Consider the following 20,628-nt stretch of genomic DNA (forward strand, 5'->3'; position numbering starts at 1 on the left):
CATGTCAAGCCTCCTCAGTGGGGACGGCGTCAGGATATCCGGCGCGGGCCCGGTTTTGCGAACTATCTCCCCCGAGCGCGCGCAGGGCGACATCCACGGGTTTGCCCGCCACCGACAGGGTGGGGGGGCATGCGGCGAGGCGATCGAGGAAACGACGCGCCCAATCGCCCACATCGGTTGCTTCGACCACGTCCATGCAGGCGCGATATCGCGCGCGCCGCTCCGAAAGCGGCATCGTCAGGGCGCGGTGGATCGCCTCGGCCACCTCGTCGCAGTCATGGGGGTTGACCAGGAGCGCCTCGGTCATGTCCTCGGCCGCGCCGGCGAAACGCGACAGGATCAGCACGCCCGGGTCTTCCGGGGCCTGCGCGGCGACATATTCCTTCGCCACGAGGTTCATCCCGTCCGCGAGCGCGGTCACCAGACAGGCCCGGGCGCCGCGCAGCAATCCCGCGACCTCGTCGCGCGGGACCGGCCGATGAAGGAAGCGGATCGGCGCCCAGTGCACCTCGCCGAAACGACCGTTCACCTGGCCCGCGATATGTTCGAGCTCATGGGTGATCTCGCGATAGGCCTTCACCCCTTCGCGGGAGGGCGGCGCGATCTGCACCAGCGAGATGCGCGGATCGGGTCCGAAACGCTCCAGATAGCGCTCATAGGCGCGAAACCGGTTCGGCAACCCCTTGGAGTAATCGAGCCGGTCGACCCCGATGACATAGGCGTCGCCGCATCCGTCCTGCATCAGGGCCGGAGCGCCGCCTTGTGCCGCCTGCGTGAAGGCCTCGACCGAGATGCCGATCGGGAAGGACCGGATCGCCACCTCATGCGCGCCGAACTTGATCGTGCCGCCGCGAAGATGCTCCGCCTGCGGCGTGGCCCGGAACATCTCGAGGCACCGCGCGACATCGGCGCGGGTCTGCAACCCCACCAGGTCGTAATGCGCGAGCCAGCCGGCGAAGGCGGGCGGATCGGGCAGCACCGCGAGATCGGTGATGTTGGGGAAGGGAATATGCAGGAAGAAACCGATCCGGTTCGTCACGCCCAGCTTGCGCAGCTCCTGCGCGAGCGGGAAGAAGTGATAGTCATGAACCCAGATCAGGTCGTCGGGCGCGATGACCTCGGCCATCTGCTGCGCGAGGCGGCGATTGACCCGGGCATAGGCTTCGGTGAAGGCGCGGTTCGTGTCGACGAGATCGGTGCGGTGATGCGAGAGCGGCCAGAGCACCGAATTGGCGAAACCGAGATAGTAATTCTCGCGATCCGCCTCGCTCAGGCGGAAGCCGAGCCGGCGGTAGGCGTCGCCCCCGAGATCGGTCAGCGCCTCCTCTTCCGGCCCTGTTTCGGGATGCGCCCCGATCCAGATGCCGCCCTTTTCCCGCAGCGCTTCGTCAAGCGCCACGACGAGCCCGCCCGACGGGGCGCCTCCGGTGGGAATACGATTGGAAACAACGACGAGCCGAGCAGGCATGGACGGACAGCCCTCCTAAAATGCGGTGGGGAAAGACGCTTGTCTTTATGGATATTCCGGGGCCGTAACGCCGGATCTTCGACGCCAGTTCCTGCGGATTTGACCGAATCCGGGGCGCGAGTCGAAAAAAGTAAAAGTCATTAACCTAAGACAACTCGAGGGCGAAATTTTCACCTTCCCGCAGCGGGTCCGGGGTGCCGTTTCACCTGGCCGATGATGCCATTTGAGGGGACGGAGCGCCGTTGCGTTCACGCGACATGGCGCTTCGCCCGAGATCCTCTCGCCACCCCGCCGCCATCTCAAGGCGTGGCGATGAGGCGTTTAAGCGCGGCGCGGATCCCCTGCGGTCGATGCCTCAGAAATCGCGCGGTCCGAGATCGTATTGCCGTGCCCATGTGCGCAATGTCTCGTCGAACCCTTCTTCCGGAGCGCTCTCGAGCCCGGGCAATTCGTGCAGAAGGATATCGAGGCTCTCGCGCTGATCCGAGGTGAGCCGTGCGTCATGGCGCAGCCGCCACAGCCCGCGCGGCACCCGCCGTCGCTCCCGTTCGGTGCTGAAATGGAGCGCGAAGGGGATGGATTTGAATTGCGCCACCATCGTCCCGAGCTGGGGCAGAAACACTTGCGAGAAATGTTCCGACCCGGGCGGATGCACCTCCGCGAGCGCCATCACCGCGCGGGAAGAGGCCACGGCCTGCGTCGTGGAGTAGACGAAGCTCACCGACAGCGTCAGGACGATCATCCCGCACACGCCCGCAAGCGCCGAGACGAGCCCCCAACCCTGACCGCCTGCTTCATTGAGCCCGCCGCCCAAAGTGCCCAGCAGATGGCCGACGAAGGCTATGCGGCCGAGCGGGCCGGTGGCGGTCTTGTCCGCGGTTTCGACCACCGCGCCGGGTGCGGAGGCGAAGACGAGGCTCCAGCCCAGCAGCAGCAACGCGATCCACATCGCGCCGACGCTCGATATCGACAGCGGTCCGCAGATGCGGTGGGCGAAGCGATGGTGGGCGAAGGGGCGCATCGCCGCGAACATCGCCCGCGCCATGCGCGGCGCGAGCGGGCCGGCCGTGCCCGCCCTGAGCGCCGACATCATGATGTCCCAGAAGGTGACAAGGACGATCGCGGCGCCGAGAAGGCCGAGGAGCGTCATCGCGCCACCTCTGCCTCGGCGCGCGCCTCCTCGCTCCGCCCGATCTGCCCCAGATCGGCGCCACGTTTCGGCCGCTTCCCGTCCTCGCCCTGCAGGAAGGCCTTGGCCTCCTGCGCCAGCATCTCATCCATCCTGCGCGCCAGTTCGCGGCGTTTGCGGAAGCTGCGCAATTGCAGCGTCGAGGCGTTGCGCGGGAAGAAGCGCATATGCCCGCGGCCGTGATAGACGTCGAAACATTGCCGGCCCGCGACCAGCACCCCGTCGCGGCTGCTTTCCGCGAGCACGGTGACCACCACCGCCTCGATCTGATGCGCCGATTTGGGGATATCGGCAAGATCGTAGGCGATCTTCACCAGATCCGAGATCCGGCCGAGGTCGCGATAATCCGCGGATTTGAGCGGCCCCTTGATCGAGCGGCTCGGATCGTCGTCGGTGAACGGTGCGAACCCGCCGGAATCGTTGGCGATCGAGTGATAGGTCTGGCCGTCGACCTCGAGATCGGCCAGCACCGCTTTCACGAAGATCGGCTCGGCGCCCATGTTGCCCACCATCAGGTGACCATGTTCATGCCCGCCCGCGACCCGGGTGATCAGGATCTTCGAGCGTCGCTCGCGGCGAAAATTGCTCAGCAGCAGTTGCAGATAGACGACCCAGACCATCGCGGTGACGCTCTGCACCGCGAGGCCGATGATCTCCCTGTTGTCCACGAGCCAGCTCAAGGGTCCTCCAAAGGTTAGTCGCAAGGCCAACGCGGTGCCGTGCCACCGGGTCCGTCTTCGAGGAAAGAAATGCCGCCTTCGAGGGCGTTGCGGCCCATCTTGCCCCGCTCCCTCCGGCCACCGTGTGGGGCCCCCAGCGGTGTCTCGGGCCCATCGAGGCCGCCCCGTCTGCGGGCTTGCGCTAACATCACCGGGGGAGACCGCGCTCGCGTTCCGGGGGGCCACGCCTCCATCGCCGATTGCATGGCGCGTTCGGGCAGGATAAACGGGCGCGCATGAGCAACCGTCCCGCCCTCCCGCCCGAAATCGCCCGTCGCCGCACCTTCGCGATCATCTCGCACCCGGATGCGGGCAAGACCACGCTGACCGAGAAGTTCCTGCTTTTCGGCGGTGCGATCCAGATGGCGGGGCAGGTGCGGGCCAAGGGCGAGGCGCGGCGCACGCGCTCGGACTTCATGAAGCTCGAACAGGATCGCGGGATCTCGGTCTCGGCCTCGGCCATGTCGTTCGAGTATCGCGATTTCCGCTACAACCTCGTCGATACGCCCGGCCACTCGGATTTCTCCGAAGACACCTACCGGACGCTCACCGCCGTGGATGCCGCGATCATGGTGATCGACGGCGCAAAGGGCGTGGAAAGCCAGACCCGCAAGCTCTTCGAGGTCTGCCGGTTGCGCGACCTGCCGATCCTGACCTTCTGTAACAAGATGGACCGCGAAAGCCGCGACACGTTCGAGATCATCGACGAGATCCAGGAAAACCTCGCGATCGACGTGGCGCCCGCGAGCTGGCCGATCGGGATGGGCCGCGAGTTCCTCGGCTGCTACGACATGCTGCATGACCGGCTCGAGCTGATGGACCGGGCCGATCGCAACAAGGTGGCCGAGTCGATCAAGATCTCCGGCCTCGACGATCCGAAACTGGCCGAACACGTGCCCGCCGATATGCTCGAGAAGCTGCGCGAAGAGGTCGAGATGGCGCGCGAGCTGCTGCCCGCCTTCGATCGCCAGAGCTTCCTCGAAGGGCATCTGACGCCGATCTGGTTCGGCTCGGCGATCAACTCCTTCGGGGTGAAGGAACTGATGGACGGGATCGGCGAGTTCGGCCCCGAGCCGGAAGTGTTCAAGACCGCCGAGCGCGACGTGGCGCCCGAGGAAAAGAAGGTGAGCGGCTTCGTCTTCAAGGTGCAGGCCAACATGGACCCCAAGCACCGCGACCGGGTGGCCTTCGTGCGTCTCGTCTCGGGCCATTTCACCCGCGGGCAGAAGCTGTTCCATGTGCGCTCGAAAAAGCCGATGGCGGTGTCGAACCCCGTGCTGTTCCTCGCCGCCGACCGCGAGCTGGCCGAAGAGGCCTGGGGCGGCGACATCATCGGCATCCCGAACCACGGCCAGCTGCGCATCGGCGATGCGCTGACTGAGGGCGAGAGCCTGCGCTTCACCGGCATTCCGAGCTTCGCTCCCGAACTGCTGCAATCGGTGCGCGCGACCGACCCGATGAAGGGCAAGCATCTGGAAAAGGCGCTGATGCAATTCGCCGAGGAAGGGGCCGCCAAGGTGTTCAAGCCCGCAATCGGCTCGGGCTTCATCGTCGGCGTCGTGGGCGCGCTGCAATTCGACGTGCTGGCAAGCCGGATCGAGCTGGAATACGGCATTCCCGTGCGCTTCGAGACGTCGCAGTTCACCTCTGCCCGCTGGGTGCAGGGCGACAAGGCGGCGGTCGAGAAGCTGTTGAACGCGAACAAGCAGCACATCTCCTACGACCATGACGGCGACGTGGTGTTCCTGACCCGCCTGCAATGGGACATCGACCGGGTCGAGCGCGACTATGAGGGCGTGACGCTGAGCGCGACCAAGGAGATGATGCAGTGACCCTGCAGAACCGGGTTCTGCCCACGGGAGAGATCGTGGCGGAACCCTTTCGCGGGACCCTGATGGGCAATCGCGGCTGTCTTCACGATGCGGCGCGGAGATTGGGCCGCGCCCGCTGGAGGCACCGCAACTGGATCACCTGCCGTCTGTCCTTCAAGGGGCGCAGGCGCACGCTGATGGTGCCGGGTCGCTATACCGAGCTGTTCTTCCTCGACGAGGCGACGGCGCTTGCGGTCGGGCATCGCCCTTGCGCCGAGTGCCGGCGCGGGGATTACCTGCGCTTCCGGGCTGCTTGGGAGCATGCCTTCGGAGACCGGCCGAGCGCGGCGGAACTTGACCGGACACTCCATGCCGACCGGCTGGACGGCGTGACCGGGGGCGGCCAGCGTCGCCATGAAGTCTCGGCCCGGGATCTGCCCGACGGCGCGATGGCCTTGATCGAGGGACGCCCCATGCTGGTCTGGGCGGGGGCGCTTCGTCCTTGGCATCGCGACGGATATCGGGCAGCCTTGGCGTTGCCGCGCGGCGCGATCACCGTGCTCACCCCGGCGGCGACGCTTGCCGTCCTGCGTGCGGGCTACAGCCCCATCCCCCATCCTTCGCTGGAGAATTCGGCCCCATGACCACGCCCCTCCCCCCCGAGCTCGTCTCCGTCCTGTGCAACGAGGCCAATGCGCCCGAGGATGTGCGCACGGTGGAGGCGCTGGTGGCGCTCTGGCTGGCCGACAATGCGCAGGAACCCGAAGGGGAGGATTTCCCCTGGTCGGTGCTCTGCGTTTATGAGTTGCGCGAATATCCCGAGGAGCTTTGGGCCTTCATCCGCAAGGCGCTGGCCGGGGCCGAGACGGTCTGGCAGGTGGTGATGCTGGCCGCGGGGCCGCTCGAGGATCTGATCGCCGATCACGGCGCCGATTTCATCGACCGGATCGAGCGCGAGGCACGCCATTCCGCGCGCTTCCGCTTCGCGCTGACCGGCGTGTGGCCGCAGGACGAGGGCGACACAGCGCTCTGGGCACGCATCGAGAAGGCGCGGGCGCTCGCGATGGATAGCGGCATCGACATGGGCGGCCCGCTTCCCTCGCGGTGAACCGATCCCCGAAGAACGTCTCCGCCATGTATCCAAGGAAGGGTGAGGGGCCGCGGCCTCGCTTCACCTAGACCGAAATACCCCCCGCGGAGCGGTCCCGGCCCGTCCGGGGCGCTTACATCGAGAACGAGACGCCGCAACCGCAGGAGCTGGTGGCGTTCGGGTTCTCCACCACGAAACGCGCGCCGATCAGTTCCTCGGTGAAGTCGATCACCGCGTTTTCGAGGAAGGGCAGGGAGACCGGGTCGATCAACACCTTCTGGCCCGCCCCTTCGAGAACGATGTCGTCGCTCGCGGGCGTATCCTCGAGCTTGATGTCATATTGAAAACCCGAGCAGCCACCGCCCTCGACCGCCACCCGCAGCGCCTGCGGCGGCGTACGCTCGGCATTGATCTCGGCGAGGCGGGCGAAAGCGCGTTCGGTCACTTTCGGGGGCAATTGCATCGGATCCACCTTTCATCCCCTCGCGGGGCCTGTAATTCCGTCTTATCCGAGATATAGGAGGGGCACGGCGCGCCGACAAGACGAGGTTTTCTGTGCTCAAACCCTATGCCTGCCAGCCCGGCGAGAGCCGCGGGCGGCTTCATCCCGAAAGCATGTCCACCTTCCGCTCGCCGTTCCAGCGCGACCGGGACCGGATCATCCATTCCTCGGCCTTTCGCCGGCTCAAGCACAAGACGCAGGTCTTCGTCGAACACGAGGGCGATTACTACCGCACGCGGCTGACGCACACGATCGAGGTGGCGCAGGTGGCGCGCACGATCGCGGGCGCGCTCGGGCTCAATACCGATCTCGCCGAGGCCGTGGCGCTCGCCCATGATCTCGGCCACCCGCCCTTCGGCCATACCGGCGAGGATGCGCTGGCCGAGCTGATGGCGCCATACGGCGGTTTCGATCACAACGCCCAGGCGCTGCGGATCGTGACCAAGCTCGAGAAGCATTACGCAGGCTTCGACGGGCTCAACCTGACATGGGAGACGCTCGAGGGGATCGCCAAGCATAACGGGCCCGCGATCTCGGATACGGGCGGGTCGCATTCCTTCCCGACGCGCGACCAGCTTCCCTATGCGCTGGCCGAGGTCGATGCCGAGTGGGATCTGGAGCTCGAGACCAATGCCAGCGCCGAGGCGCAGGTGGCGGCGGTGGCCGATGACGTGGCCTACAATCACCATGACCTTCACGACGGCCTGCGCGCGGGGCTCTTCACCGAGGATGACCTGTGCGAGCTGCCGATGATCGGCGAGTGTTTCGCCGAGGTGGACCGGCTGCATCCGGGGCTGGACCCGACGCGCCGCCAGCACGAGGCCCTGCGACGGGTCTTCGGCGTGATGGTCGAGGACGTGATCCATGTGGCGGAGAACCGGTTGACCTCGCTCGGGCCGCAATCCGTCGATGACATCCGCCAGATGGACGGGCCGATCATCCGCTTCTCGAAACCGCTCTACCAGAACCTCAAGGTGCTCAAGCAGTTCCTGTTCCAGCGCATGTATCGTGCGCCCTCGGTGGTGGTCGAGCGCAAGCGGGTGACCGCGATGGTCAACGCGCTCTTCCCGCTGTTCATGGAACGCCCCGAGCTTCTGCCCGAGGAATGGCAGGACGAGGTGTCGAAGGCCCGGATCGCGGGCGGCGACCGCACCCGGCCCGAGGCGAAGGAGGCGCTCGCACGGGTCGTGCTTGATTACGTCGCGGGAATGACCGACCGTTTCGCGATCCAGGAATACGATCGGCTGATCGGCCGGACCGTCTGAGGGAACAAGTCCGGCCCTCTTGCCGTTGTCCCCGGTGGACAACGAACAGGAGGGAAGCCGATGATCCGCAAGCACGCATCCGCCCATTGGGAAGGACCGATCAAGGACGGCAAGGGCACGATTTCGACGGAGAGCGGGGCGCTCGAGGATCAGCCCTACGGCTTCGCCACCCGCTTCGAGGGCAAGCCGGGCTCGAACCCCGAAGAGCTGATCGGCGCCGCCCACGCCGCCTGTTTCTCGATGGCGCTCTCGCTCGGGCTCGAACAGGCCGGCATCAGCGACATCGTCATCGACACCAAGGCCGAAGTCTCGCTCGACAAGGAGGGCGAGGGGTTCGCGGTCAAGAAATCCGCGCTGGCGACGCATGTCTCGGGCACCGGCGACGAAGCAGCGATCCGCAAGGCGGCGGAAGAGGCCAAGGCGGGCTGCCCGATCTCGAAACTGCTCGATTGCGAGATCACGCTCGAGCTGACGATCAACTGAGACAGAAAAACACGCGGAAAGGCGCCCTGCGGGGCGCTTTTTCTTTGCGCCACCGCATTTCCCTGCAAGGGCTATCCTGGCCCGAGGCCTTGTCTCCCGGCCCGCCTTGACGCTACACCCGTCCCAGACCCAAGCCGGAGCCGAGCATGAAAATCGCCAGTTTCAACATCAACGGCATCAAGGCCCGCCATCAGGCGCTGGTCGACTGGCTCAAGGAGGCCGAGCCCGAGGTGGTGCTCCTGCAGGAGATCAAGTCGGTCGACGAGGCTTTCCCGCGCGAGCTGTTCGAAGAGCTCGGATATCAGGTCGAGACCCACGGCCAGAAGGGCTTCAACGGCGTCGCGATCCTCTCGAAACTGCCGCTCGAGGATGTCACCCGGGGCCTGCCCGGCGATGACGAGGACGAGCAGGCGCGCTGGATCGAGGCAACGGTGGTGGGCGAACGCGCGGTGCGCCTGTGCGGGCTCTACCTGCCCAATGGCAACCCCGCGCCGGGGCCGAAATACGACTACAAGCTCGCCTGGATGGAGCGGATGAAGACCCGTGCCGAAGCGCTTCTCGCGACCGAGGAGCCGGTCGTGATGGCGGGCGATTACAACATCATCCCGCAGGACGAGGATGCCGCGAAACCGGAAGCCTGGCGCGACGACGCACTCGCCTTGCCGCAAAGCCGCGAAGCGTTCCGCCGGATCCTCAATCTCGGCTTCACCGAGGCCTTCCGCGCCCGCGTGCAGGGACCGGGCCATTATTCCTTCTGGGATTACCAGGCGGGGGCCTGGCAGCGGAACAACGGGATCCGGATCGACCATCTGCTGCTCTCGCCGCAGGCGGCGGACCTGTTGCGCGAGGTCGGGATCGACAAGGAGATCCGCGGCCGCGAGAAACCCTCCGATCACGTCCCGGTCTGGATCGACCTCGCCGCCTGAGCGCCCGCGTCTCGCGGCTTGCATCCTCCCGCGCGCCGACGCAGCATCGCCGGCAAGGAGGAGACATCATGCAAGATCAGATCAGCCGGCACACGGTGCCCGCGCTCGAAGACATGCCCGAGGATATCCGCGCCCGGATCGAGGCGGTTCAGGAAAAGGCGGGCTTCATCCCCAATATCTTTCTCGCGCTGGCGCATCGACCCGACGAATTCCGCGCCTTCTTCGCCTATCACGACGCGCTGATGGAGCGGCCCGGCAACCTCACCGTGGCCGAACGCGAGATGATCGTGGTGGCCACCTCGGCCGCGAACGAGTGCCAGTATTGCGTGATCGCGCATGGGGCGATCCTGCGGATCCGCGCCAAGAATCCGCTGATCGCCGATCAGGTCGCGGTGAATTACCGCAAGGCCCCGATCACTCCGCGCCAGCGCGCGATGCTCGATTTCGCGATGAAGGTGGCGTTGCGCGCGCAGGAGGTGGAAGAGAGTGATTACGAGGAGTTGCGCGCTCATGGCTTCAGCGAGGACGATATCTGGGATATCGGCGCGATCGCGGCCTTCTTCGCGCTGTCGAACCGGCTGGTGAACATGGCCGCGATCCCGCCCAATGCGGAATTCTACGCGATGGGGCGCTGAGCCGGATACAAGAAAGGCAGAGATGGGCGAGACACTGATCCGGGGCGCCGAGGTCGTCGTCACGATGGACGGGGCGCGGCGCGAACTCAAAGGCGCGGACCTGCTGCTCCGCGACGGTCGGATCGCGGCGATGGGGCCGGGGCTGGACTGCGCGGGCGAGGTGATCGAGGCGCAGGGCTGCGTCGTCACGCCCGGTCTGGTGAATACCCATCACCATCTCTACCAGACGCTCACCCGCGCCGTGCCGGGGGGGCAGGATGCGCTTCTCTTCGGCTGGCTGCAGACGCTCTACCCGATCTGGGCGCGCATGGGCCCGGAGGACCTCCGAGTCTCGGCGCTGGTGGGACTGGCAGAACTCGCGCTGAGCGGCTGCACGCTGAGCTCGGATCACCTCTATCTCTACCCGAACGGCGCGCGGCTCGAGGACACGATCCACGCCGCGTCCGAGCTGGGACTTCGCTTTCATCCCACCCGCGGCGCGATGTCGATCGGCGAGAGCGCGGGAGGCCTGCCGCCCGACAGTCTCGTCGAGCGCGAAGACGCGATCCTCGAGGACTGCATCCGGGTGATCGACGCGTTCCACGATCCGGCGGAAGGGTCGATGTGCCGGGTCGGCGTCGCGCCCTGTTCGCCCTTCTCGGTCTCGCGCGAATTGATGCGCGACGCAGCGCTTCTGGCGCGCGACAAGGGGGTGATGCTGCACACCCATCTGGCGGAGAACGATGAGGATATCGCCTATTCGCTCGCGCAATTCGGCTGCCGCCCGGGGCAATATGCAGAAGACCTGGGCTGGACGGGCGAGGATGTCTGGCACGCGCATTGCGTGAAGCTGGACCGCGCCGAGATCGACCTTTTCGCCTCCACCCGCACCGGCGTCGCCCATTGTCCCTGCTCGAATTGCCGCCTCGGATCGGGGATCGCCCCGGTGCGCGCGATGCGCGATGCGGGCGTGAAGGTTGCGCTCGGGGTCGATGGCTCGGCCAGCAATGATGCGGGGTCCCTGATCGGCGAGGCACGCATGGCGATGCTGCTGCAAAGGGTGCGGAACGGCGCGGATGCGATGGCCGCGCGCGAGGCGCTGGAGATCGCCACGCTGGGCGGTGCGCAGGTGCTGGGGCGGCCCGATTGCGGCTCGCTCGAGCCGGGAAAGCGCGCCGATCTGGCGATCTGGGATGTGTCGGGGCTCGAGGCGGCGGGCGCCTGGGATCCGGTCGCGGCGCTCGTCCTGTGCGGCCCGCCGAAGGCAAAGCACCTCTTCGTGGAAGGGCGGCAGGTGGTGCGCGACGGGCAGATCGCCACGATCGACCTGCCACGCGTGATCGAGACCCAATCCCGCCTCGCGGCCAAGCTGATGGGCTGATCTTCACCTTGAGGGAAATACCCCACGGGGGTCCGGGGGTGTGAAACCCCCGGGGGGCGGGATCACAGCGCGCGCGCTCCGCCGATCCAGACACCCGCGATCGCCCGGTCATCGCCCATCATGATCGTCGGGAAGACGGCTTCCCAGATATCTTCGGCGCGCTCGGCGCGCTGCGTGATGGCCGGGGTCGAGGCGAGATCGACGGCGATGAAGTCGGCTTCCATGCCGGGGGCGAGCGCGCCGATCCGCTCCTCCATCCGCATCGCGCGGGCCGAGCCCTGCGTCGCGAGCCACCACAGCTGCGCGGGGTGAAGCGGCTGGTGGGTCAGTTGCCCCACCTCATAGGCCGCGGCCATCGTGCGCAGCATCGAGAAGCTCGACCCGCCGCCGGTATCGGTCGCAAGCCCGATCCGCTGGCGCTCGCCCAGCCGTTTGGGCCAGTCGAACAGCCCCGAGCCGATGAAGCTGTTCGAGGTCGGGCAATGGATCAGCGCCGCGCCGGTCTCGGCGATCCGCTCGGCCTCGCGCGGCTCGAGATGGATCGCGTGCCCGTAGAGCGCGTTCGGTCCGAGCAGCCCGTAGGTCTCGTAGGTGTCGAGATAGTCGCGCGCGGCGGGATAGAGCTCGCGCACCCAGGCCACCTCGTCCACCTGTTCGCTCAGATGGGTCTGCATCAGGCAGTCGGGATGCTCGCTCCAGAGCGCGCCGAGCGCGGCGAGCTGGTCGGCCGAGGAGGTCGGCGAGAAGCGCGGCGTGATCACGTAGGAAAGCCGGTCCACCCCGTGCCAGCGCTCGAGCAGCGCCTTCGACTGCTCATAGGCGCTGCGCGGCGTGTCGCGCAGACCGTCGGGGGCGTTGCGGTCCATGCAGGTCTTGCCTGCCGCGACGCGCATCCCGCGCGCCTTCGCGGCGGAGAAGAAGGCGTCGACGCTGCCGGGATGGATCGTGCAGTAGCTGCACATCGAACTCGTGCCGTTCGCCAAGGCGAGGTCAAGATAGCGATCGGCGATCTCGGACGCCTGGGCGGGATCGGCGAAGGAGATCTCCTCGGGGAAGGTGTAATGGTTGAGCCAGTCGATGAGCCGCTTGCCCCAGCTCGCGATGATCGCGGTCTGCGGGTAATGGACATGGGCGTCGACGAAACCGGGCGAGAGCAGGTGATCGCCGTGATCGGTGATGTCGGCCTGCGGATGAGCCGCGCGCAGCTTGTCGGCCTCGTCCACCGCCACGATCATCCCATCCGCGACCGCGATCGCACCCCGGCGCCGATGAACGACCGCCGCGGGGCCTTCCACGAAGGGATCGCCGCGATATTCGAGTGTCTGCCCCAGATGCAGCGCGACCATGCTCTTTCTCCTGTCCGAAACGTCATGCTAGGGCGCGGCGATGTGAAGGTAAATCTCTGCCGTCACGTACATGTTTTTTCGCCCCCGCCCCCTGTCCCTCGCGGTGAATTCGGATATGGTTCAAGCGCGATCGGAATGAGGGCGACATGGCCGAAGCACAAGCCGAAGAGACGGAACGCGAAGAAGAGGATTACCGGCTCGACGGCGAGTTGGTCGAGGCGATTCTCGATGCCACGGAGCAGGAGGATGCCGCGCGGCTGAGCGAATTGCTCGAGCCGCTGCACGCGGCCGATATCGCCGACCTTCTCGAACAGATTTCGGGCCATGAGCGGCGCGCGATCCTGCGGCTCTGGGGCCGCGAGATCGACGGCGAGATCCTGACCGAGATCGACGAGGGGATCCGCGAGGAAGTGCTCGCGAGCCTGCCGCCGGACGTGCTTGCCGACGCGGTGCGCGAACTCGATTCCGATGACGTCGTCGACCTGATCGAGGATCTCGAGGAGCCGCAGCAGGAGGCGATCCTCGACGCGCTCGACGAACCCGACAGGGTCGCGGTCGAGAAGTCGCTCGCCTATCCCGAATACTCCGCCGGCCGCCTGATGCAGCGCGAGGTCGTGACCGCGCCCGAGCACTGGACGGTGGGCGAGACGATCGACTTCCTGCGCAAGGCCGAATGGCTGCCGGACCAGTTCTATCACGTCACCCTCGTCGATCCCGGCCACCACCCGATCGGAAACGTGACGCTGGGCCGGATCCTCTCGGCGCCGCGTGCCTCGAAACTGGTCGATATCTGCGAGGACGAATTCCGCACCATCTCGGCCTATCAGGACGAGGGCGACGTGGCCTATGCGTTCAACCAGTATCACCTGATCTCGGCGCCCGTCGTGGACGAGGATGACCGGCTGGTCGGCGTCATCACCATCGACGATGCGATGTCGGTGCTCGACGAGGAGCACGAGGAGGACATCCTGCGCCTCGCCGGCGTGGGCGAGGAATCCTCGATCTCCGATACCGTGCTCGAAACCGTCCGTCAGCGCCTGCCCTGGCTTTTCGTCAACCTGCTCACCGCAATTCTCGCCTCGGCGGTGATCGCGGTCTTCGAGGGCACGATCCAGAAGCTCGTCGCGCTCGCGGTCCTGATGCCGATCGTGGCCTCGATGGGCGGCAATGCGGGAACGCAGACGCTGACCGTCGCGGTGCGCGCACTCGCCACCAAGAACCTCACGGAGAGCAACGTCTGGCGCGTCGTGCGGCGCGAGGTGATCGTGGGGATGCTCAACGGGCTCGCCTTCGCGGTGGTGATGGGGGTCGTCGCGTCCTTCTGGTTCAGCGGGGCGCAGCTGGGCGTGGTGATCGCGCTCGCGATGCTGATCAACCTCTCGGTCGCGGCCTTCGCGGGGATCCTCGTGCCGCTCACGCTCGAGAAGGTGGGGGCGGACCCGGCCCTGGCCTCGGGCACCTTCGTCACGACGGTGACCGACGTGGTCGGTTTCTTCTCCTTCCTCGGGCTCGCGTCGCTGATCCTGCTATGAGCAAGGATCTGGCGCGCAAGGCCGCCTTCGCCGCGCGCAAGGCCGCACATGCTTCCGACGACGGGGCGGCCACGCGGGCGCTGACCGCGGTGCTCGAGCCTTATGCGGGCAGGGTGCTCGCGGGGTACTGGCCGATCCGCACCGAGCCCGATCCGCGTCCGGCCATGGAGGCGCATGGCGGTCCGCTCTGCCTGCCGGTGGTGGTGGGGCAGGGGCGTCCGCTCGAATTCCACCGCTGGTCACCGGGCGCACCGATGATCGAGGGCGTCTTCGGCGCCCATGTCCCCGCGCAAGCCGAAGAGGTCATTCCCGAGGTGTTGATCGTGCCGCTTCTGGCCTTCGATACGCGCGGCTACCGGCTGGGCTATGGCGGGGGCTTCTACGACCGGACGCTGGAGCGGCTGCGCGCCCGCGGACCTGTCACCGCGATCGGCTTCGCCTTCGCGGCGCAGGAAGTGGGAGAGGTGCCCACCGAGCCCACCGACCAGCCTCTCGACCTGATCGTGACCGAAGCGGGCGTCCTGCGCTTCTGATCAGCCCATCCGCTCGGAGGCATAGGCGCCGGGCGAGGCCGGGAAGACCACCGTCTTGTTGCCATTGAGAAAGACCCGGTGCTGCACATGGGCGTGGATCGCCCGCGCCAGAACCTGCGCCTCGACATCGCGGCCGAGCGAGACGTAATCCTCGGGGCTCTGCGCATGGGTGACGCGCACCGTGTCCTGCTCGATGATCGGGCCTTCGTCGAGATCGGCGGTGACGTAATGCGAGGTCGCCCCGATCAGCTTCACGCCGCGCTCATAGGCCTGCTTGTAGGGGTTCGCGCCCTTGAAACTCGGCAGGAAGGAATGGTGAATGTTGATGATCTTGCCCGACATCTTCTGGCACAGCGCATCCGAAAGGATCTGCATGTAGCGCGCCAGAACGACAAGCTCGGCGCCGCTTTCCTCGACCACATCCATCAACCGCTTCTCGGCCTCGGGCTTGTTCTCCTTCGTCACCTTGATGTGGTGGAAGGGCAGGTCGTGGTTCACGACCACCTTCTGATAGGTCATGTGGTTCGAGACCACGCCCACGATCTCGATCGGCAGCGCGCCGATGCGCCAGCGATAGAGCAGGTCGTTGAGGCAATGGCCGAAATTCGAGACCATCAGCAGGACCTTCATCTTCTCGGTCGCATCGCGCACCGCCCAGTCCATCGCGAATTCCTGCGCGACGGGCTCGAAGGCGGCGCGGATCTGCGCGGCATCGGCGCCTTTTTCCGACACGAAGCTGACCCGCATGAAGAAGCGTCCCGTCTTCGGGTCGTCATATTGATGCGAGTCGGTGATGTTGCAGCCCTGATCGGCCAGCGCATTCGCGATGCCCGCGACGATACCCCGCGTGGAGGAGCAGGCGACGGTGAGAACATAGGCGTTGGCGGTCTGGGTCATGTTCGGTCCTTTCGCATTCCTGCGCGATGGCTTAGCGCGCGGCGGCTGGGGGCACAATCCGGCTTTGTCGCGAAACCGGCTGAGGCGAAAGCGACTTGGGCCGGAGCAAAGACGACGGGATCAGATCTTGCAGGCGCGCGCGGCGTCGAAGGCGGCCGACGAGGTATCGCGTCCGAGATCGGTCTGGAACACGCGCCCGTCCGCGGAAAGGCGCAGGGCATAGAACCGGCCCCAGTCGAAGCGGGCCACCACCATCTGCGGCCCCGATCCGCAATCGCGGATCCCGCCGAGGATCCGGGACGCGCCGTAATGGTGATTGCTCAGCCGGCCGCCCTGGTAGATCTGGTGCAGCGCCCCGTCGCGGAAGGCGTAGATCCGCAGGATGCCGAGCCGGTGCGGCGCGTCGATCAGGGCGAGGTCGGGCTCTCCGTTGCCGTCGAGATCGGCGATGCCGATCGGGGCCAGCCAATGGTTGGGCTCGCCCACGAATTCGGTCGCCGCGATCCGCGTCGGCGCGCCCGTGGCGAGGCCGAAGACCGCGACGCGCGAGCCCTTGGTGAGGCTCGATTCCACCACGATCACCTCCTCGAACCCGTCTCCGTCGAGATCGGCAAGGCGCGGTGCGGTATCCTCGAACACCATGTCGGCGGCGGCGGTGATCGTGTAGCTCTTGCGCTCGACCGCCGGGGAAGGACCGGAGCCGGGCCGCGTCACCGTCACCACGAGCTTCGCGAATTCGTGCTCGGGCCCGAGCGCGCCATGCCCATAGCGGTCGGTCGGCGCGGCGAAATGCGCGCTCACCTCGGGGGCGGCGCGCGCGGGCAGGGCGGCGGCGATCAGCGCAAGCGCGAGGATCACCGGACGCGCCCGCATCAGATCTGCTTTTCGGGGATGTTGACCACGAGCCCGTCGAGCGCGTCGGTGACCTTGATCTGGCAGGTCAGCCGCGACTTCACCGGATCGGGTTCCCAGGCGAAATCGAGCATGTCCTCTTCCATCGGGTCTCTCGGCGGGAGGCGATCCACCCAGTCCTTGTCGACATAGACATGGCAGGTCGAGCAGGCGCAGGCGCCGCCGCAATCCGCGTCGATGCCGGGCACGCCATTGTCGCGCGCGCCTTCCATCACGGTCATGCCGGGCTTCACGTCGATCTCGTGACGCGTTCCGTTCGCTTCGACATAAGTGATCTTCGCCATGGGCTTGGGCCCCTCCGTCGCAATTTCCCTGCCCGGCCGGGGCCGGACGCCCCCGATCTAAGCACCTTTGCGCGGTTTGACCAGAGGCGGATCGCCGATCGCGCGACCGGGGATTGCTGCCGCGCGCGGTTTCGCTAATCTCGCGGGGCATGCAGGCGGAGAGACCGGTGGCAGATCGCGGCGTCAGACTATTCGGAACGGCGGGGCTCGTCCTGGCCGCTGCGCTCGCGCTTGCGGGCTGTCAGCCCGAGCCCGCCCGCGGCACGCCCCCCCAGGGCGCACGGCCCGCGCCCGAGCGCACGCTTGCGCGGGTTCTGGTAAAGACGCCCCCGGCGCAGGGCACGCAGGGCTGTTATGCTGAACTCAAGGCCCCCGCGACGGTCGAGACGGTCACGCAACAGGTTCAGGTCGTGCCCGAGCAGCGCGACCCGAAGACCGGCGAGGTGACCCAGCCCGCGATCTATCGCGAAGTGGATGCGCAGCGCATCGTCGAGGCGGGATCGGCGCGCTATTTCCCCGCGATCTGCTCGAGCGATCTCACCCCCGCCTTCGTCGCGATGGTGCAGCGCGCGCTCGGGGCGCGCGGGCTCTATTCGGGGGCGGCGGACGGCAAGCTCGATCCGGCGACGGGCCGCGCGATTGCCGCCTATCAGAAACCGCGCGGGCTCGACAGCCCGACCCTCTCGGTGCGCGCCGCGCAGGAGCTGGGCCTCTATATCTGGACGCCGTGACCGGGGCTGACGTCTTGCAATGCCCCGCGCCCTCCAGTCTAAGGGGCAGGTCACATGCGAGGCCCGATGCCTGATTTTTTCCGCAGCAATCTCCGGTTCGTTCTCGACAATGCCCGCTGGCTGTCGGCGGGCTTCCTGCTGACGCTGTTTTCCTCTTTCGGCCAGACCTTCTTCATCGGGCTGTCGGGCAACGAGCTGCGTGCCACCTTTCACCTTTCGGGCGGGGAGTTCGGCGCGCTCTACATGCTGGCGACGCTCGCGAGCGCCTCGACGCTGCCCTGGCTCGGGCGCACGCTCGACCTGATGCCGGGCTGGAAGGTCGTGCGCTTCACCACGCCCGCCCTGGCGCTGGCCTGCCTGCTGATCACCTTCGCGCCGAATGTCGTTCTGCTCGGGCTCGCGCTCTACCTGTTGCGGCTCTTCGGGCAGGGGATGATGACCGAGATCGCCTTCACCGAGATCGGTCGCTGGTTCGTCGCGAGCCGGGGCCGCGCGATGTCGATCATCGTGCCGGGACAGCCCGCGGGCTCGGCGATCCTGCCGCTCGCGGTTGTGATGGTCGATCGCTGGAGCGGCGACTGGCATGTGGCCTGGTGGCTCTCGGCGGGGCTTCTGATCGTGGTCGGACTGCCGCTCATCGTCGGGTTGATGCGCGTGGAGCGCGTGCCGCATTCGACCGAGATCGCGGCGACGAATTCGGGCACCGCGCGCGACTGGACCCGCGCCGAGGTCATCCGCGACCCGGTTCTCTACATGCTGCTCGCGGGGCTGCTCGCGCCGCCCTTCATCGGAACGGTGATCTTCTTCCATCAGGGCTACCTGACCGAGCTGCGCGGCTATTCCGATCTCGCCTTCGCGGCGGCCTTCCCGGTGATGTCCGTCGCGACCGTGGCTTTCGGCTTCGTCTGCGGCCATCTGATCGACCGGTTCGGGGCGCTGCGCCTTCTCCCCTTCGTGCTGGGGCCGCTGATGCTCGCCTCGCTGACGGTCGCGCTGGTGACGCCGGTCTGGGGGATCTATGTCTTCATGCTGCTTCTGGGGATCAGCAACGGCTTCACCGGCACGCTGATGGGCGCGCTTTGGCCCGAGGTCTACGGGCTGAAGAACCTCGGCGGCATCCGCGCGATCATCGTGGCCTCGATGGTTCTCTCCACCGCAATCGGGCCGGGCATCACCGGCGTGCTTATCGATATGGGCGTGGGGTTGCCCACGCAGATGCTGGGCATGGCGGCGTGGTGCGTGGCCGCGTCCTTCAGTCTCGCGATCGCCGCGCGCCGGGTAGGAGCGCGCGAAGCCTGGGCATGAAAAAGGGCGCCCCCGGAGGAGCGCCCTGACTGGCCGGTATCGCCGTGGATCACTCGACCGGCAGCGCGACGAAACGTGGCTCTCCGCCGCGGCGGATCAGCAGCAGGACCGATTTGCGCCCGGCATCCTTCGCGTCCTGAACCCGCGCCTCGAAATCGCTGACCGTGGCGACGGGTTGCTGCCCGATCTCGGTGATCAGGTCGCCCGTGCGCAAACCCTTCTCATAGGCGGTCGAGGTCTCGTCGATCGACTTGATGATCAGGCCCTGCGCCTCCTTGGTCAGGCCGAGCTCGGTGCGCATCGCGTCGGTGAGCGGCGTGACGGTCAGGCCGAGCATGTCCTTCTCGGCCTCCTGCGGGGCCGGAACTTCCGCCGGGGCTTCTTCGCCCTCGGCCTGTTCGCGCCGTCCCAGCGTGACGAGGATCGTCTTGCTCTCGCCATCGCGCAGCACCACCACGCGGACCTTCTCGCCCACCGGGGCGTCGGCCACGCGGCGCACGAGGTCACGGGTGCTCTTCACTTCGCCGCCATCGAAGGAGGTGATGACGTCGCCCGCCTCGATCCCGGCCTCTTTCGCGGGCCCATCGGGCACTTCGGAAACCAGCGCGCCCTCGGGCTTGTCGAGCCCCATCGCCTCGGCCATGTCCGGCGTCACGTCCTGGATCTTCACGCCAAGCCAGCCGCGCCGGGTCTCGCCGAAATTCATGAGCTGATCGACGACCTTCGAGACCACGTTCGAGGCCATCGAGAAACCGATCCCGATCGAGCCGCCATTGGGCGACAGGATCGCGGTGTTCACGCCGACGACCTCGCCTTCCATGTCGAAGAGCGGGCCGCCCGAGTTGCCCCGGTTGATCGCGGCGTCGGTCTGCAGATAGTCGTCGTAGCTCCCCGAGAGTTCGCGATTGCGTGCCGAGATGATGCCGGCGGAGGCGGAGAAGCCCTGTCCGAGCGGGTTGCCCATCGCCATCACCCAGTCGCCCACGCGCACCTTGTCGCTATTGCCGAAATTCACGAAGGGCAGGGGCGTCTCGGGTTCGACCTTCAAAAGCGCGATATCGGTCTTGGGGTCGGTTCCCACGAGCGTCGCCTCGAGCCGCCGGCCCGAGAAGAATTCGATCTCGATCTCGTCGGCATCCTCGATGACGTGGTTGTTGGTCACGATATAGCCGTCTTCCGAGATCACGAAGCCCGAGCCGAGCGCGTTCGAGCGGCGCGGCGCGCCCCGTCCGTTGGGGCCGTTGGGACCGTTCGGACCGGGCAGGCCGAAATCGCGAAACAGATCCTCGAAGGGCGATCCGGGCGGGAAATTCGGGACGTCGCCCGTCGGCGCCGCGATCGTGGTCGAGGTGGTGATGTTGACCACCGAATTCGAGACCTGATCGACGAGATCGGCGAAACTCTCGGGGGCGGCGCGGGCGAAGGCGGGGGCCGCCATCGGGGCGCAGCTCAGCGCGACGCCCAGCATGACGGCGCTGAAGACGGCACGCAGCGAGGCTCCGGGGGCGGTGGCGAAATTCATGAGGTTCTCCCTTTATTGGGCCGACACGCGCCGGCCTTTTCCTCCCGTATTCGTGAAATGTAGGAGCGCAGGGGCGTGATGGGAAGATTTTCCATGCCACGAAGGCGGGAAATATCGT

General features: G+C 66.8%; 21 protein-coding genes. 12 read left to right on the plus strand and 9 right to left on the minus strand.

Going from position 1 to position 20,628, the window contains the following annotated elements:
* Window positions 1–4 precede the first annotated feature (4 nt).
* From DW2_RS02035 to DW2_RS18920, 3 genes are all read right to left on the minus strand, one after another.
* The gene (locus DW2_RS02035; RefSeq protein WP_081874803.1) at window positions 5–1,468 is read right to left on the minus strand and encodes an alpha,alpha-trehalose-phosphate synthase (UDP-forming); all 1,464 of its coding nucleotides are present in this window, start codon (window positions 1,466–1,468) and stop codon (window positions 5–7) included.
* Window positions 1,469–1,823: 355 nt separating this feature from the next.
* A complete protein-coding gene (locus tag DW2_RS02040) occupies window positions 1,824–2,618 on the minus strand; it encodes a hypothetical protein (protein ID WP_038143050.1) in 795 nt (264 codons plus the stop codon).
* Window positions 2,615–3,337: a hypothetical protein gene (locus DW2_RS18920; RefSeq protein ID WP_051855146.1), complete on the minus strand. Its 723-nt coding sequence runs from the start codon at window positions 3,335–3,337 to the stop codon at window positions 2,615–2,617. Before DW2_RS18920 ends, DW2_RS02040 begins: the two co-directional genes overlap by 4 nt.
* 275 nt (window positions 3,338–3,612) lie before the next feature.
* Between DW2_RS18920 and DW2_RS02050 the strand changes: the two genes are divergently transcribed.
* The 3 genes from DW2_RS02050 to DW2_RS18925 are packed head-to-tail and all read left to right on the plus strand — an operon-like array spanning window position 3,613 to window position 6,295.
* Window positions 3,613–5,208 (plus strand): peptide chain release factor 3, encoded by a 1,596-nt coding sequence (locus DW2_RS02050; protein WP_038143052.1) that lies wholly within the window; start codon window positions 3,613–3,615, stop codon window positions 5,206–5,208.
* Window positions 5,205–5,831: a hypothetical protein gene (locus tag DW2_RS02055; RefSeq protein WP_038143055.1), complete on the plus strand. Its 627-nt coding sequence runs from the start codon at window positions 5,205–5,207 to the stop codon at window positions 5,829–5,831. The genes DW2_RS02050 and DW2_RS02055 overlap by 4 nt, the downstream gene beginning before the upstream one ends.
* Window positions 5,828–6,295: a DUF6869 domain-containing protein gene (locus DW2_RS18925; RefSeq protein ID WP_051855149.1), complete on the plus strand. Its 468-nt coding sequence runs from the start codon at window positions 5,828–5,830 to the stop codon at window positions 6,293–6,295. Before DW2_RS02055 ends, DW2_RS18925 begins: the two co-directional genes overlap by 4 nt.
* Before the next feature lie 115 nt (window positions 6,296–6,410).
* On the opposite strand, the gene DW2_RS02065 is transcribed toward DW2_RS18925, so the two are convergent.
* Window positions 6,411–6,740, minus strand: coding sequence for a HesB/IscA family protein (locus DW2_RS02065; RefSeq protein ID WP_038143057.1), 330 nt, complete (start codon window positions 6,738–6,740; stop codon window positions 6,411–6,413).
* 92 nt (window positions 6,741–6,832) lie between these two features.
* Between DW2_RS02065 and DW2_RS02070 the strand changes: the two genes are divergently transcribed.
* The 5 genes from DW2_RS02070 (at window position 6,833) to DW2_RS02090 (ending at window position 11,448) form a co-directional block, all read left to right on the plus strand.
* Window positions 6,833–8,044 (plus strand): deoxyguanosinetriphosphate triphosphohydrolase, encoded by a 1,212-nt coding sequence (locus DW2_RS02070; RefSeq protein ID WP_038143060.1) that lies wholly within the window; start codon window positions 6,833–6,835, stop codon window positions 8,042–8,044.
* Window positions 8,045–8,104: 60 nt separating this feature from the next.
* A complete protein-coding gene (locus tag DW2_RS02075; RefSeq protein ID WP_038143063.1) occupies window positions 8,105–8,527 on the plus strand; it encodes an OsmC family protein in 423 nt (140 codons plus the stop codon).
* 146 nt (window positions 8,528–8,673) lie between these two features.
* Entirely contained in the window at window positions 8,674–9,453 is a 780-nt protein-coding gene (xth, locus tag DW2_RS02080; RefSeq protein ID WP_038143066.1) for an exodeoxyribonuclease III, read from the plus strand.
* 68 nt (window positions 9,454–9,521) lie between these two features.
* On the plus strand, window positions 9,522–10,088 hold the full coding sequence (locus DW2_RS02085) for a peroxidase-related enzyme (protein ID WP_038143069.1): 567 nt from the start codon (window positions 9,522–9,524) through the stop codon (window positions 10,086–10,088).
* A 22-nt stretch (window positions 10,089–10,110) separates the two neighbouring features.
* The gene (locus DW2_RS02090) at window positions 10,111–11,448 is read left to right on the plus strand and encodes an 8-oxoguanine deaminase (RefSeq protein ID WP_038143071.1); all 1,338 of its coding nucleotides are present in this window, start codon (window positions 10,111–10,113) and stop codon (window positions 11,446–11,448) included.
* Between the two features lie 62 nt (window positions 11,449–11,510).
* Here DW2_RS02090 and guaD read toward each other — a convergent pair whose 3' ends face one another.
* Window positions 11,511–12,794, minus strand: a complete 1,284-nt coding sequence (gene guaD / locus DW2_RS02095) for a guanine deaminase (RefSeq protein WP_038143073.1) — start codon at window positions 12,792–12,794, stop codon at window positions 11,511–11,513.
* A 146-nt stretch (window positions 12,795–12,940) separates the two neighbouring features.
* Here guaD and mgtE point away from each other — a divergent pair, with 146 nt between their 5' ends.
* Window positions 12,941–14,326 carry a magnesium transporter gene (gene mgtE, locus DW2_RS02100; RefSeq protein ID WP_038143075.1) on the plus strand — a complete coding sequence of 462 codons (1,386 nt, stop codon included), beginning with the start codon at window positions 12,941–12,943 and terminating at the stop codon, window positions 14,324–14,326.
* On the plus strand, window positions 14,323–14,859 hold the full coding sequence (locus DW2_RS02105) for a 5-formyltetrahydrofolate cyclo-ligase (protein ID WP_038143077.1): 537 nt from the start codon (window positions 14,323–14,325) through the stop codon (window positions 14,857–14,859). The genes mgtE and DW2_RS02105 overlap by 4 nt, the downstream gene beginning before the upstream one ends.
* Here DW2_RS02105 and purU read toward each other — a convergent pair whose 3' ends face one another.
* The 3 genes from purU to DW2_RS02120 all read right to left on the minus strand — a co-directional run bounded on the left by purU (window position 14,860) and on the right by DW2_RS02120 (window position 16,952).
* A complete protein-coding gene (gene purU, locus DW2_RS02110) occupies window positions 14,860–15,756 on the minus strand; it encodes a formyltetrahydrofolate deformylase (RefSeq protein WP_038143079.1) in 897 nt (298 codons plus the stop codon).
* A 120-nt stretch (window positions 15,757–15,876) separates the two neighbouring features.
* Complete coding sequence (locus DW2_RS02115) at window positions 15,877–16,629, minus strand: FG-GAP repeat domain-containing protein (protein ID WP_051855153.1); 753 nt, start codon at window positions 16,627–16,629, stop codon at window positions 15,877–15,879.
* Window positions 16,629–16,952 carry a 2Fe-2S iron-sulfur cluster-binding protein gene (locus DW2_RS02120; protein WP_038143081.1) on the minus strand — a complete coding sequence of 108 codons (324 nt, stop codon included), beginning with the start codon at window positions 16,950–16,952 and terminating at the stop codon, window positions 16,629–16,631. Before DW2_RS02120 ends, DW2_RS02115 begins: the two co-directional genes overlap by 1 nt.
* Before the next feature lie 167 nt (window positions 16,953–17,119).
* Between DW2_RS02120 and DW2_RS02125 the strand changes: the two genes are divergently transcribed.
* Complete coding sequence (locus tag DW2_RS02125) at window positions 17,120–17,683, plus strand: peptidoglycan-binding domain-containing protein (RefSeq protein WP_051855155.1); 564 nt, start codon at window positions 17,120–17,122, stop codon at window positions 17,681–17,683.
* Between the two features lie 66 nt (window positions 17,684–17,749).
* Window positions 17,750–18,988, plus strand: coding sequence for an MFS transporter (locus DW2_RS02130; RefSeq protein WP_038143085.1), 1,239 nt, complete (start codon window positions 17,750–17,752; stop codon window positions 18,986–18,988).
* A 49-nt stretch (window positions 18,989–19,037) separates the two neighbouring features.
* Here the strand turns inward: DW2_RS02130 and DW2_RS02135 are convergent, their stop codons facing one another.
* Complete coding sequence (locus tag DW2_RS02135; RefSeq protein ID WP_038143088.1) at window positions 19,038–20,510, minus strand: DegQ family serine endoprotease; 1,473 nt, start codon at window positions 20,508–20,510, stop codon at window positions 19,038–19,040.
* Between the last annotated feature and the right edge of the window lie 118 nt (window positions 20,511–20,628).

Source organism: Thioclava atlantica (genome assembly GCF_000737065.1).
In the GTDB taxonomy this organism is placed as follows: Bacteria; Pseudomonadota; Alphaproteobacteria; order Rhodobacterales; family Rhodobacteraceae; genus Thioclava; species Thioclava atlantica.

What these genes read in the sequence shown, in the direction of transcription:
- DW2_RS02035 (WP_081874803.1), bottom strand. Translation starts at nt 1,468, where the DNA reads ATGCCTGCTCGGCTCGTCGTTGTTTCCAATCGTATTCCCACCGGAGGC.
- DW2_RS02040 (WP_038143050.1), bottom strand. Translation starts at nt 2,618, where the DNA reads ATGACGCTCCTCGGCCTTCTCGGCGCCGCGATCGTCCTTGTCACCTTC.
- DW2_RS02050 (WP_038143052.1), top strand. Translation starts at nt 3,613, where the DNA reads ATGAGCAACCGTCCCGCCCTCCCGCCCGAAATCGCCCGTCGCCGCACC.
- DW2_RS18925 (WP_051855149.1), top strand. Translation starts at nt 5,828, where the DNA reads ATGACCACGCCCCTCCCCCCCGAGCTCGTCTCCGTCCTGTGCAACGAG.
- DW2_RS02065 (WP_038143057.1), bottom strand. Translation starts at nt 6,740, where the DNA reads ATGCAATTGCCCCCGAAAGTGACCGAACGCGCTTTCGCCCGCCTCGCC.
- DW2_RS02075 (WP_038143063.1), top strand. Translation starts at nt 8,105, where the DNA reads ATGATCCGCAAGCACGCATCCGCCCATTGGGAAGGACCGATCAAGGAC.
- xth (WP_038143066.1), top strand. Translation starts at nt 8,674, where the DNA reads ATGAAAATCGCCAGTTTCAACATCAACGGCATCAAGGCCCGCCATCAG.
- DW2_RS02085 (WP_038143069.1), top strand. Translation starts at nt 9,522, where the DNA reads ATGCAAGATCAGATCAGCCGGCACACGGTGCCCGCGCTCGAAGACATG.
- DW2_RS02090 (WP_038143071.1), top strand. Translation starts at nt 10,111, where the DNA reads ATGGGCGAGACACTGATCCGGGGCGCCGAGGTCGTCGTCACGATGGAC.
- guaD (WP_038143073.1), bottom strand. Translation starts at nt 12,794, where the DNA reads ATGGTCGCGCTGCATCTGGGGCAGACACTCGAATATCGCGGCGATCCC.
- mgtE (WP_038143075.1), top strand. Translation starts at nt 12,941, where the DNA reads ATGGCCGAAGCACAAGCCGAAGAGACGGAACGCGAAGAAGAGGATTAC.
- DW2_RS02105 (WP_038143077.1), top strand. Translation starts at nt 14,323, where the DNA reads ATGAGCAAGGATCTGGCGCGCAAGGCCGCCTTCGCCGCGCGCAAGGCC.
- purU (WP_038143079.1), bottom strand. Translation starts at nt 15,756, where the DNA reads ATGACCCAGACCGCCAACGCCTATGTTCTCACCGTCGCCTGCTCCTCC.
- DW2_RS02115 (WP_051855153.1), bottom strand. Translation starts at nt 16,629, where the DNA reads ATGCGGGCGCGTCCGGTGATCCTCGCGCTTGCGCTGATCGCCGCCGCC.
- DW2_RS02120 (WP_038143081.1), bottom strand. Translation starts at nt 16,952, where the DNA reads ATGGCGAAGATCACTTATGTCGAAGCGAACGGAACGCGTCACGAGATC.
- DW2_RS02130 (WP_038143085.1), top strand. Translation starts at nt 17,750, where the DNA reads ATGCCTGATTTTTTCCGCAGCAATCTCCGGTTCGTTCTCGACAATGCC.
- DW2_RS02135 (WP_038143088.1), bottom strand. Translation starts at nt 20,510, where the DNA reads ATGAATTTCGCCACCGCCCCCGGAGCCTCGCTGCGTGCCGTCTTCAGC.